The following is an 11,758-nucleotide window of genomic DNA, read 5'->3' as shown; positions in this document are numbered from 1 at the left end:
CAAACCCGCCCAGGCTGAGCTTGTCGAAGCCCGCGCGCCACGGAGGCCTCCATGGCTGAGAACTACGACTACGACGTCCTTGTCATCGGTGCCGGCCCCGGCGGTTATGTCGCGGCGATCCGCGCGGCGCAGCTGGGGCTGAAGACCGCCTGCGCCGAAGGGCGCGAGACGCTGGGCGGCACCTGCCTCAATGTCGGCTGCATCCCGAGCAAGGCCCTGCTCCACGCCTCGGAATACTTCGAGGCGGCGGCCAGCGGCAGGATGGCGGCGATGGGCGTCAAGGTCACTCCCGAGCTCGACCTTCCCACCATGCAGGGCCAGCGCATCGATGCGGTCAAGGGCCTGACCGGCGGCATCGAGTTCCTGTTCAAGAAGAACAAGGTTGACTGGCTGAAAGGCTACGCCACCTTCAAGGATGCGCACACCGTGGATGTCGCGGGCAAGTCCGTCACCGCCAGGAACATCGTCATCGCCACCGGGTCCTCGGTCACCCCCCTGCCCGGCGTCGAGATCGACAACGACCCCGGCAACAAGAACGGGGGCGTGGTGGTGGACAGCACCGGCGCGCTGGAACTCACCGCCGTCCCCAAAAAGATGGTCGTCATCGGCGGCGGCGTGATCGGGCTGGAACTGGGCTCGGTCTGGCGGCGGCTGGGCGCGGAAGTGACCGTCGTCGAATTCCTAGACCAGCTGCTGCCCGGGATGGACGGCGAAGTGCGCAAGGAAGCGGGCAGGATCTTCAAGAAGCAGGGCATGACGCTCAAGCTCTCGACCAAGGTCACCGGCGTCACGGTCAAGGGCAGGAAGGCCACCGTCACGGTCGAACCGGCGGCGGGTTGCGCTACCGAGAAACTGGAAGCCGATGTCGTGCTGGTCTCGATCGGCCGGCGCCCCAACACCGAAGGGCTGGGGCTCGACAAGATCGGGCTGGAACTCAACGCGCGCGGCCAGATCGAAACCGATCATGACTTCGCCACCAAGGTCGACGGCGTCTGGGCGGTCGGGGATGTCATTCCCGGCCCGATGCTGGCGCACAAGGCCGAGGACGAAGGCATTGCCGTGGCCGAGAACATCGCCGGCCTCACCGGCATCGTCAATCACGAGGTGATCCCCGGCGTGGTCTACACCATGCCCGAGATCGCCGGAGTCGGCCTGACCGAGGAAGCCGCCAGGCAGCGCGGCCCGGTCAAGGTCGGCAAGTTCCCGATGCTCGCCAACTCGCGCGCCAAGACCAACCACGAACCCGACGGCTTCGTGAAAGTGATCGCCGACGCCCAGACCGACCGCGTGCTGGGGGTGTGGTGCATCGCCGCGGTCGCCGGCACGATGATCGCCCAGGCCGCGCAGGCCATGGAATTCGGCGCCACCAGCGAGGACATCGCCTACACCTGCCACGCCCACCCGACGCATTCCGAGGCGATCAAGGAAGCGGCGATGGCAGTGACGGGCAAGCCGATCCATATTTGAGGGCAAGACGGCCGCTTTGATCTAGCAAAATGCTCATTCTTGAGGCTATCCCATTCATCTATCTAATTGGCGGGGGGAAATGAGATGCCAGTTATTTGGATCGCAGCGACCACTCTTGCCGTGCCATCGACGGGTATGCCTTTTACCCGGAGTGTGCTGCAAAGTTACCCAACCTGGGCCGCAAGGCAGGGTAAATCGGCCGCTGCAACTTTCGACCTGTTGATTGATGAAGCGGGAAAGCCGATCCGCTGCGAGGTTGGACAGACGTTTGGCGACGACAAGCTTGCGAAGGAGATTTGTCCCATACTGATGAAGCAACGCTGTAAACCGGCAACGCTTCGCGATGGGAAGAAAGTGCCTGGTGTCGTGCGTTCGTGGATCTCGATGTCGGTGGATCAAACGAACCCCTTCGCGGGATTAAAGCTGGCCCCCGATTTTGAACTGCAAGTTAACCACCTTCCTCATGGGGCAGACAGCGCCGAAGTGCGGTTGGTGACAGCCGTCGACCAGACGGGCGCGATTGTCGATTGCGGCCCCGATATAGGTGAGAACGACAACTTGCTCGTCGATGTAGTCTGCGCCAGTCGCAGCTTGCTGAAGCAGTATCCCCGGACGGACAATCAAGGCAATCCGATCGGTTACGTATCTACGACCAAGGTGCGACTGCATATCCCCGAGGCGAAATTCGCCGCCGCACCACAATAGCGAACCTTCTGACGCCTCGTGCCAGACAACGCGTGTACCCCCGCCAGCGTGAACAAACCATAGAGCCATCGGCCCTGCATCAGCGCCTCGGACTACGGCCCTTTGCGGGACCATGCCAAGTTGCTTGGAGTGAGAGTCATCCATTCGCTTCGTCGTTGCGAGGTGGCAAGGCCACCGAAGCAATCCAGGCGACGCAAACTACTCTGGATTGCCGCACCGCCTTCGGCGGCTCGCAAGGGACGAAACGAGGAAAGTTGCAGCTCCAGTCAAGGGAATTCGGGATCAGATCAACCCGTGCCCGTCGACCGCGACCGAGCGGATGCGGCCATCGTCGTCGATGCTGCAGGCATAGCCGCGCCCATCATCGAGCTGGCCTTCGACGCTGTAGCGCTCACCCATGCGGCGCACGCTGTCGACCGAGCCGATCCGGCGTTCGCCGCGCTCGAGTTCGCTGGTGCAGGCATCGACCGCGCCATAGAAGCCGGTGCGGGAACCGTCCCGATAATCGCCTCCGGCATAGGCCGGCTCGGCCGGCGCCCGGCCATAGCCGCGATCCTCGGGCGCGGGACCGCCGGGGTAGCCATAGGGTTCGGCGCGCGGCTCGTCCCGGTCCGAATTGTCCGAGGACTTGCTGGCCATGCTGGCGATCGCCGCGATGCCGCCGATCACCAGCAAGCCGGCCAGCACGTCGCCGCCGTCGATGCCATTGTCATGATGACGATGGTGCCGGCCGCCGCGCCAGCCATCGCGGCCATCCGCCATGGCCGGCGTCGCCGTCATGGCAAGCGCCGCCAGCACGGCAAGCGAGGCGGCGGCACGCGAACGCAGGATCGGCATCGTGTGAAATCCCCATTCCGGCGGCGCACCTTCCGCGCCGCCCAGGGTATCGGAATAGGCGGCTCATGCTTGCCTCGGCATGAACCGCCTGTCCGCTCATGTGCGGTTTACAATCCGCGGATACCCGAAAAATCGAGGTCGGCGACGCGGCCGCGATAATCGGTGGTGCATTCGAACCTGCCGGCATCGTAGCCGCGCAGCCCGCCGTTCCAGCCGCGATAGTCGTTGCCCCAGCCATTGCCGCGGTCACGGTCGCCATGGCGCCAGCCGCGGCCCATCGAATTGACCGCGATGCGGCCCTCGACCCGGTAGCCGTAGGCGCTCCGATCGACATCGCGAATATCGGTCACCCTGGCACTGCCGCCGTAGCTGTAGCGATTGGCGGTGCGGGTAGCGGCGGCGACGCACCGCTCGACCGCGTCGCGCGGGCTGATCCCGTAGCGGGCGCGGCCATAACGGCCGTAATCGCCGCGCTGATCGCCGCGATAGTCGCGGTCATAGCGCACGTCGTAGCGATCGTCGTCGCGGTTGTTGCTGCTGGCGGCGGCTATGGCGGCGATACCGCCGATCACCAGCGCCCCGGCGATCACGTCACCGCCGTCGATGCCGCCGCTGCGGTGGCTGTTGTTGCGGTAGGTGTCGTGGCGGTAGCTGTCAGCAAGGGCCGGAGTCGCCGCCGTGACCGCCATGGTGCCGGCGGCGACGGTTCCGACCAGGGTCTTGATAAAGGTCCGCATGGCTCGTCATCCTCGTATCGCGCCGGACCCATTTGTCCGGCGATGAGGATGGTCTACCAAGGGGCCCGTGAGACGACGCTGAACTGACCTTGCAGTCAACGTTCAGATAATTGACTATTTTCCTGAACGATCCTCCCCATCATCCGGCAGCTTCAGCCCGGTCCATCGCGCCAGGAAGGCCAGGATATCCGCGCCTTCCTCGATCGCCTTGTCGGTCGGCTTGCCCGATCCGTGGCCGGCGCGGGTCTCGATGCGGATGAGGTGCGGCTTGTCGCCCAGCGCCGCAGCCTGCAACGCCGCCGCGTATTTGAACGAGTGCCCCGGCACCACGCGGTCGTCGGTATCGGCGGTGGTGACCAGGATCGCCGGGTAGGCCGCGCCGGCGCGGATGTTATGGTACGGCGAATAGGCGCGCAGCACCTTGAAATCCTCCTCCCGGTCCGGGTGGCCGTAATCGTCGACCCAGTAGCGGCCGGCAGTGAACCGATCGAAGCGCAGCATGTCCATCACCCCCACTTGCGCGACGGCGGCGGCGAACAGGTCCGGCCGCTGGTTCACCACCGCGCCCACCAGCAGGCCGCCGTTGGAGCCGCCCTGGATGGCGAGGCCGTCCTTCTTCGCCACGCCCTGGTCGATCAGGAACTCGGCCGCGGCGATGAAATCGTCGAACACGTTCTGCTTGTTGGCGCCCCTGCCCGCGTCGTGCCATTCGCGCCCATACTCGCCGCCGCCGCGCAAGTTGGCGAGCGCGAAGGCCCCGCCCGCCTCCAGCCAGGCCATGCGCGTCGCCGAAAAGCCCGGCGTCAGCGAAACGTCGAAACCGCCATAGCCGTAGAGCAAGGTCGGCACCGGCCTGCCCGCCTTGGCCACAGCCTTGGCGCGCACGATGAACATCGGCACCCGCGTGCCGTCCTTCGATCGGTAGAAGCGCTGCTCGACGATATAGGCGCTGGGATCGTAGCACAGGCTGGGCTGCGCGAAGGGCACGGTTTCGCCCGAATTCAGGTCCATGCGATAAATCGCGGCGGGGCAGTTGAAGCTGGTGAAGGCGTAGAAGGTCTCGGGATCGCCCGGCCGCCCGCGAAAGCCCGATGCCGTGCCGATGCCGCTCAGCGTCAAGGCGCGCCCGGGCTTGCCGCGAAGGTCGACGATCTCGGCATGGCTGGCGGCATCGCGCATGTAATTGAGCACGAGCTGGTCGCCGACGATCCCGGCACGCTCCAGGATATCCTCGCGCTGGGGCACCAGTTCGACGAAGGTGGGAGTGCGCGCGGCTAGGTCGATCGTGACCAGGCGATAGCGCGGCGCGTCCTGGTTGGTCACGAACCACAGGCGGCGCTCCGCGCCTTCGACGAGCTTCCAGTCGTCGGTGAAGCCGGTGACGATGGGCTTGGCGTTCCAGCCGTCCCGCTCGCGGTGCGCAAGGTCGATCGCCCGCACTTCGTACCGCGCATCGGTGCCGACGTGGCTGGTGATGAGCGCGATCCGCCCGTCCTGCGTCACTTGCGCGGTGTGGCCGTAATCGGGATGGTCGGGCGTCGCATAGACCAGCTCGTCCTGGGCCTGCGGCGTGCCGAGGCGGTGGAAGTAGACCGCCTGGTTGTAATTGAGCGACTGGAAGGCGGCGCCCTGCTCCGGCTCGGGAAAGCGCGAGTAGAGAAAACCCTGCTCGCCGATCCAGGCCAGGCCGGTGAACTTGGCCCAACGGATCTCGTCGGCCAGCGACTTGCCGGTCTTCACGTCGAGCACCCGCAGGATGCGCCAGTCGCTGCCGCCGTCCTGCACGCTGTAGAGCAGGTATTTCCCCTGGTCCGAAGGCTCCCAGGCGTCGAGCGCGGTGGCGCCGTCGCTGGCCCAGCCGTTCGGATCGATCAGCAGGCGCGGCTCGCCCGCAAGCCCCTCGCGCACGAACAGTTGGGCCTGGTTCTGCAGCCCGGTGTTGCGCATGTAGAAATAACGGCCGCCCGCCTTCACCGGCAGGCCGAAGCGCTCATAGTCCATGAAGGCGCGGATACGCTCCTGGAAGCGCGCGCGCTGCGGCAGGCGGGCAAGATACCCCTCGGTCACCGCGTTTTCGCGCGCGACCCAGTCGGCCACCTCGGGCGCGTTGCGCACGTCGGCCTCCAGCCAGCGGTAGGGATCGGCGATCTCCTGGCCGAAATGGGTTTCGACGAGCGAGTCGCGGCGGGTTTCGGGATAAGTGATCTCAGGCATGGATTCCGCCCAGATGGGCCCCGCCGCAGCGCATGACAAGATCGCCAGCGCCACTCCGCCTATCAGCGCCCGCAAACCAAGCATTTTTGTTCTCCCCCAGCCCCTTATGCCGACCGCCCGGCGAAGTGGCCGGCTATCCTGAACTTGCTCCGGGATGGCGGGGCGATCGATCGGGCGATTGGCACTACGCCCTTCCCCTAGAACATCGAACCGAAAATACGAACCACTTTGCTCACCCTGCTCGCCGGGGATCGCCTGTCCGAGGGTTGTTGCATCACGGATAACCGCATTACCGTTTCAGCCTTGGGTCGCAGGCGCCCGATCCCGAGCGGCTTCCGTCGCGCGCCCGGTGTTTTCGCACCCCCTAATTGCGAGTCATTCGCACTTGAGTTAGGGAATGTTCGCCATGTCGACCAATGCTCTTTCCCTGACGCGCCTTCTGATGCGTGAACGGCCGTCGCTGTTGCGGGTGGCGCAAAGAATTGTCGGCAATGCGCCAGCGGCAGAGGATGTGACACAAGCCCTCTGGCTGCGTGTGCAACGGATCGAGGACGATCCGCCCATAGTCCATAAGCGGGCCTTCCTTTACCGGCTCGCCTCGAATCTCGCGACCGATCGGTTGCGCGCCGAGCGGCGATATGACGCGCTGTTTGATTCGGGGGAACCGGCGCTGGACATTCCCCTTGATGCGCCATCGGCGGAACAGCAGCTTCTCGACCGTGAGCAGCTTGACCGCCTGATGTGTGCCGTCGATGACCTCAGCCCAAGGTGCCGGGAAGTGTTCATCCTTCGCAAGCTGGAAGATATGCCCGTCCATGAAATCTGCCAGCGGCTCGGCATCACACGCAGCATGGTCGCGCGTCATATGCACAATGCGCTTCGCCATCTGTTTGCACGGATGCAAGATAACGGCGAATGAGCCCATATTTCACGGGCGCGCATCTACATGCGCCGGTTCCAAACGTCATAGTCTATGACCGGCTCGTGTTGTCACGGTTCCGGGTATGACAGGGAAGGCAAGACTTGGCGGCTGAACGGCCCATGCCCAAAGAGATCCGTGACGCGGCTTCGCACTGGGTGGCGATGCGTGACGCGGGCACCATGACGGCGAGGGACGAATGCGACCTCGCAACGTGGCTTGCAGCCGATCCGCTGCACGCCCGCGCCTTTGCCGAGGCCGAAGCCTTTTGGGGGACCATGAGCGGTGCCCAGGTCAAGGCCGCGCTCCATGATCGCTATGGCAGGACGACAGTGCCGCGGGGGCTGCGCCCGGGCGCTTGGCTGTCGTCGCAATGGGCCCGCCCAGCCTTGGCCGCCAGCCTCGTGTTGATCCTGGTCGGCAGCGCCCAGGATTGGCCGACACGGATACGCGCCGATGCGGTGACGGAAACAGGCGAGCGTCGCGATGTTTCCCTGGACGATGGCTCAATGGTCCAACTCAACACCGGCAGCGCCATCGCGATCGACTATACGGGCAACCGCCGCGTGATCCGCCTGCTGAAAGGAGAAGCGGCCTTCACCGTCGCACCCGATCGAACCCGCCCGTTCACCGTGCGATCGGGCGAGGGATCGACAACGGCGCTTGGGACGCGTTTCATTGTCCGTCACGATGACGAAAGCACGAATGTCACGGTAACGGAGCATCGGGTGCGCGTCGCCTGGCCAACGCCGTATATGGCGACGCTCGATCTCGATGAAGGGCAGGCAACGCGCTACGGACCCGGCGGAATTGAGCCGGCGCATCGCGTTGATGCCAGTGCCGCCACTGCCTGGACGCGCGGCGTGCTGGTGTTCGTCGATCGGCCGCTTGGCGAAGTGGTGGCGGAACTGAACCGCTATCATCCGGGCATCATCCGCGTGATCGGTGCAGACCTCGCCGCTCGGCGTGTCAGTGGCGGTTTCCGTACCGACGATCCGGTCGGGGCGATCGGCACCCTGCAACACACACTCGGCATCCGTTCCACGCGCATCACGAACCGGCTGATCTTCCTGCATTCCTGACCGAGCGGCAGCGGCGGAAAAAGATTCCGGCGCACGTCTACATCTGAAAATCCGAAACGTCTCTATCTATTGAGGATCGTTCTCATTAGCAGAAACGGTTCCCCATTTTCTCATAGGGGGATGAAGGACAGTGCGGATTTTCAAGAGCGAACCGGCAGTTTCTCAAGGGGTTTGTAGAGCGATGGCTTCGGCCTTCCTCGCGGCGACAGTGCTGGCGACCGGCACGCTCATCGCACCGGCAACGGCCAACGCCCAAGCGTCGCAAAGCTATGATATTCCCGCCGGATCGCTTGCAGCCGCGCTCAATCGCTTTGTCGAGGCGAGCGGTGTGGCACTGGTCTACGATTCTGCGTTAACCAGCGGCTTGTCCAGTTCGGGCCTCAAGGGCAGCTTCGGCACCGTAGAAGCCCTGTCCCGGCTACTGGCCGGAACGGGCCTGACCTACCGGCAGACCGGCCCTAATGCTTTCACGCTGGAACGCGCGCCGCAAGCGGCGGCTGGCGCGGTGCAACTTGGCCCGGTGCGAGTCGAAGGAGATGGCGCGGGTGCCACCGGTCGCTATGCCAATATTCAGGAGAGCGGAACCGGCCCGGTCGTGGGCTATGTTGCCAAACGGACGGCCACAGGCACCAAGACCGACACGGCGATCACCGAGATTCCCCAGTCCGTTTCGGTGGTGACAGCCGATCAGGTCGAGGCCTTGAAAGCCCAGAGCCTGACCGAGGCTCTAGCCTATACGCCGGGCATCGCCCGGCTCGAAGGCTATGATCGAACTTCCGATGGCTTCATGGTTCGCGGCTTCGAAGCCTATGCCGGTGGCGGTAGCATCTATCGCGATGGCACCAAATATACCGCCAACCTCTATGACGGACAGCAGGAGCCCTATGGGCTGGAGCGTATCGAGATCCTGCGCGGCGCGGCATCTGTCCTGTTCGGCAGCGCGGCGCCCGGCGGCATCGTGAACACGATCACCAAGAAGCCGACCGATACGCCCTTGCACGAGCTCAATCTGGAACTCGGAAATTATAGCCGCAAGCAGATATCGGCGGACTTCGGTGGACCGCTGACCGAAGGGGGAGCATTATCCTACCGATTGACCGGCCTGATGCGCGATAGCGATACATTTATCGACCATGTGCCGGACAACAGGATCTATATTGCCCCGGCGCTGAAATGGCAGCCGGCGACGGGCACCTCGCTTACCCTGCTCGGCTTTTACCAGCGCAATCGCACCACCTACGCCTATGGCCTTCCCCCGGTTGGGACGCTGTTTGCCAATCCGAATGGCGCCATCCCGAGCACCTTCTTCGTCGGCGAGCCCGACTACGACAAATATGAAGGCGAGATCCTTTCGGCCGGCTATCAGTTCGAACACGGATTGGCGGAGGGCGTGACTCTCCACAACAGCCTGCGCTGGCTGCGGGCCGATATCGCGTTCCCGAACGTCAGCGGGGACTATCTTGATACCGATCAGCGTAGCTTGATCCGGTCCGCCTATGACCGATGGGACCGCTCATCCACGATCAGTAGTGACAGTTCGGTCGAAGTCCGGCGCGCGACCGGTGGCCTTACCCACACAATCCTGATGGGGTTCGACTATACACGGCAGCACTTCGAGACCGAGCGCTATACCCGCACGATCGATCCGATCGACATCTACGCCCCTGTCTACGGCGCCAAACCCGGCGACCCCATGCCGATGGGCTGGTCAAGCATGAGCAAATCGGATCGCTTCGGGGTTTACCTGTCGGATCAGATCAAGGCTGGCAAGCGGTGGGTAATCGTGCTCGGCGGGCGGCATGATTGGTCGCGGGACCGAACCTCGCCCTTTTTCACACCCAGTTGGACCACCGACAAGAGCAGCGCGTTCACGGGGCGCGCCGGTGTCGTCTATCTCGGTGAAAACGGCCTGGCGCCGTTCGTGAGCTTCAGTCAGTCCTTCGAGCCGCAGAGCGGCACGGACAGCGCGGGTGAGCGGTTGAAGCCGACCCGCGGGGAGCAGGTCGAACTGGGTTTGCGCTATCAGCCCGTTGGATCGGACGTGTTGCTATCGGCGGCGGTGTATCAGTTGAAACAGCGCAACGTGGTGTCCTATTCACCTGATTACAGCTTTGCCAATCAGACTGGTGAGGTACGCTCGCGCGGCGTGGAACTGGAAGCCAAGGCCAATCTGAGCGCATCGTTCAGCCTGATCGGGGCCTATGCCTACACCGATGCCAAGATCACCAAGAGCAATAATCCGGACGAGTTGGGCCACCGGCAACATGGCGTTCCGCGCCACCAGGCATCTGTGTGGGGCGAGTATCGCTTTGCCGTCCAGGCGCTGCCTGGCACTTTCAAGGTAGGGCTCGGCGCTCGCTATGTGGACGACATACCGTCCATTTGGTGGGCGGGGGATCTGACGGTGCCCGGTTACACGGTCTTCGACGGCATGTTGGCCTATGAAACCGAAGGCTGGCGCTTCAGCGCCAATGCAACAAATCTTGCGGACAAGAAGTATATATCGAACTGCACGTACGGGAGCTGCTTCTACGGCAACCGCCTTCAAGCTATCGGTGCGGTCCGCTACCGTTGGTAGCGTCACCGACATCTATATCTAGTGGAAGAAGTGCGCGGTTCCGCAATCCGTTGTTCTGGATGGAGGCGTCAATGCTGCTGAATCAGTTCCGCAGCGACACCGATGCTCGGGCGTTGCCGCCCTATGATGTTCCGCCACCGGAGCCCGGCGCGGTCGAACATCATGGCTACCGGTCTTCCGGCAACAATCGCTGGGTCGGCCTCGGCGGCACTGCCCTAGTCTATATGCTGGTGCTGTCGGGATTGTTCCTGACCGTCAACCATATGATCCCGATGAAAGCGCCACCCACGCTGACGGTCATGGACCTCAAGCATCCCGCCTCTCCGCCGGAAACGCCGCCCGAGGAAAAGGAGGCTCCCAACCCCGTCAAGAAGAAGATCACGCTGCCCGAACCGGTCCCGGCGGAGCCGTTCAAACCAACGATCCGGCCCATATCGGAAGTGACGATCCCGATTCCGGACGAAGCCAGACCCGCCGATCCAACTCCGAAGCAAGTGGAGACAGCCGCACCCCGGACCACGCCCGCGCCGCCAGCCCCCGAGGTGTCCGGCAACGGCCCGGACACCTGGGAAGGCCGGGTCCTGGCGGCGCTCAACAAGCATCGCCGCTACCCCCGTTTTGCCATGGCGCGCAGGCAGCAAGGGATGCCGTGGGTTCGCTTCGTCATCGACCGTGACGGCAAGGTGCTGTCGGTGAGCCTCGAACGCTCATCGGGATTCCCTGATCTGGACAGGGAAGCACTGGCCCTGCCCAAACGCGCACAACCCTTGCCCAAGCCGCCGAACGACAGGCAAGGCGACACGATCGAACTGGTCGCGCCTGTCGAGTTCTTCCTCAAATGACGGCGATGCCATGCTGACACTGACCATCGCGCATTGCGCCGGGACGCTCGACGCCAATATCCTCTCATCAATGAAAAACAAGCGGGTCGGGGATTTCGCCGGCTTGCGTAAGTTGGCCACAGCCACGTCCTGGCTGCCGACCGAAATCGCGGCCGAATTCCGGCACCATGCCAAGCGCCCGGTCGATCGTGAGGGGCTTGACGCAGTTGTACGGGAATCGATCGGGATTTATGAAGTCACGCGTAGCGTCGCCGCGTGGAAGGTCGAGCATGCAGCGCGTCGTCGCGCGGTCGATTTGAGCGCTACGCTCGATTCGGTCGCACCGCATCGATAATTCAACAGGATGCGCCACGTCCGTGACGTTTAGTTAGCGATTT

At 63.8% G+C, this 11,758-nt stretch carries 10 protein-coding genes; 7 read left to right on the top strand and 3 right to left on the bottom strand.

Annotated features, from left to right (window positions below):
- Positions 1–51 precede the first annotated feature (51 nt).
- Together lpdA and BM052_RS15540 are read left to right on the top strand one after the other, a co-directional pair.
- A complete protein-coding gene (gene lpdA, locus BM052_RS15545) occupies positions 52–1,467 on the top strand; it encodes a dihydrolipoyl dehydrogenase (RefSeq protein WP_091148374.1) in 1,416 nt (471 codons plus the stop codon).
- An 84-nt stretch (positions 1,468–1,551) separates the two neighbouring features.
- Entirely contained in the window at positions 1,552–2,172 is a 621-nt protein-coding gene (locus BM052_RS15540) for an energy transducer TonB (RefSeq protein ID WP_091148373.1), read from the top strand.
- A gap of 282 nt (positions 2,173–2,454) precedes the next feature.
- On the opposite strand, the gene BM052_RS15535 is transcribed toward BM052_RS15540, so the two are convergent.
- The 3 genes from BM052_RS15535 to BM052_RS15525 form a co-directional block, all read right to left on the bottom strand.
- The gene (locus BM052_RS15535; protein WP_255406193.1) at positions 2,455–3,009 is read right to left on the bottom strand and encodes a hypothetical protein; all 555 of its coding nucleotides are present in this window, start codon (positions 3,007–3,009) and stop codon (positions 2,455–2,457) included.
- A gap of 107 nt (positions 3,010–3,116) precedes the next feature.
- A complete protein-coding gene (locus BM052_RS15530) occupies positions 3,117–3,746 on the bottom strand; it encodes a hypothetical protein (protein ID WP_091148372.1) in 630 nt (209 codons plus the stop codon).
- Between the two features lie 114 nt (positions 3,747–3,860).
- A complete protein-coding gene (locus BM052_RS15525) occupies positions 3,861–6,044 on the bottom strand; it encodes a prolyl oligopeptidase family serine peptidase (RefSeq protein WP_091148371.1) in 2,184 nt (727 codons plus the stop codon).
- 322 nt (positions 6,045–6,366) lie between these two features.
- On the opposite strand from BM052_RS15525, the gene BM052_RS15520 reads away from it, so the two are divergent.
- From BM052_RS15520 to BM052_RS15500, 5 genes are all read left to right on the top strand, one after another.
- Entirely contained in the window at positions 6,367–6,879 is a 513-nt protein-coding gene (locus BM052_RS15520; protein WP_091148423.1) for an RNA polymerase sigma factor, read from the top strand.
- Positions 6,880–7,001: 122 nt separating this feature from the next.
- A complete protein-coding gene (locus tag BM052_RS15515; protein ID WP_091148369.1) occupies positions 7,002–7,961 on the top strand; it encodes a FecR family protein in 960 nt (319 codons plus the stop codon).
- 181 nt (positions 7,962–8,142) lie between these two features.
- Positions 8,143–10,539 (top strand): TonB-dependent siderophore receptor, encoded by a 2,397-nt coding sequence (locus tag BM052_RS15510; RefSeq protein ID WP_218151562.1) that lies wholly within the window; start codon positions 8,143–8,145, stop codon positions 10,537–10,539.
- Between the two features lie 71 nt (positions 10,540–10,610).
- Complete coding sequence (locus BM052_RS15505; protein WP_255406192.1) at positions 10,611–11,381, top strand: energy transducer TonB family protein; 771 nt, start codon at positions 10,611–10,613, stop codon at positions 11,379–11,381.
- A gap of 10 nt (positions 11,382–11,391) precedes the next feature.
- Positions 11,392–11,715, top strand: coding sequence for a hypothetical protein (locus BM052_RS15500; protein WP_091148366.1), 324 nt, complete (start codon positions 11,392–11,394; stop codon positions 11,713–11,715).
- The last annotated feature ends 43 nt before the right edge of the window (positions 11,716–11,758 follow it).

The sequence above is a fragment of the Novosphingobium sp. CF614 genome (assembly GCF_900113255.1).
Classification (GTDB): domain Bacteria; phylum Pseudomonadota; class Alphaproteobacteria; order Sphingomonadales; family Sphingomonadaceae; genus Novosphingobium.
Note: the sequence above shows the minus strand (reverse complement) of the source record. Positions and strands in the feature narration are given on the sequence as shown.

Coding starts and splice junctions, on each gene's coding strand:
- lpdA (WP_091148374.1), top strand. CDS start 52: ATGGCTGAGAACTACGACTACGACGTCCTTGTCATCGGTGCCGGCCCC.
- BM052_RS15540 (WP_091148373.1), top strand. CDS start 1,552: ATGCCAGTTATTTGGATCGCAGCGACCACTCTTGCCGTGCCATCGACG.
- BM052_RS15535 (WP_255406193.1), bottom strand. CDS start 3,009: ATGCCGATCCTGCGTTCGCGTGCCGCCGCCTCGCTTGCCGTGCTGGCG.
- BM052_RS15530 (WP_091148372.1), bottom strand. CDS start 3,746: ATGCGGACCTTTATCAAGACCCTGGTCGGAACCGTCGCCGCCGGCACC.
- BM052_RS15525 (WP_091148371.1), bottom strand. CDS start 6,044: ATGCTTGGTTTGCGGGCGCTGATAGGCGGAGTGGCGCTGGCGATCTTG.
- BM052_RS15520 (WP_091148423.1), top strand. CDS start 6,367: ATGTCGACCAATGCTCTTTCCCTGACGCGCCTTCTGATGCGTGAACGG.
- BM052_RS15515 (WP_091148369.1), top strand. CDS start 7,002: ATGCCCAAAGAGATCCGTGACGCGGCTTCGCACTGGGTGGCGATGCGT.
- BM052_RS15510 (WP_218151562.1), top strand. CDS start 8,143: ATGGCTTCGGCCTTCCTCGCGGCGACAGTGCTGGCGACCGGCACGCTC.
- BM052_RS15505 (WP_255406192.1), top strand. CDS start 10,611: ATGCTGCTGAATCAGTTCCGCAGCGACACCGATGCTCGGGCGTTGCCG.
- BM052_RS15500 (WP_091148366.1), top strand. CDS start 11,392: ATGCTGACACTGACCATCGCGCATTGCGCCGGGACGCTCGACGCCAAT.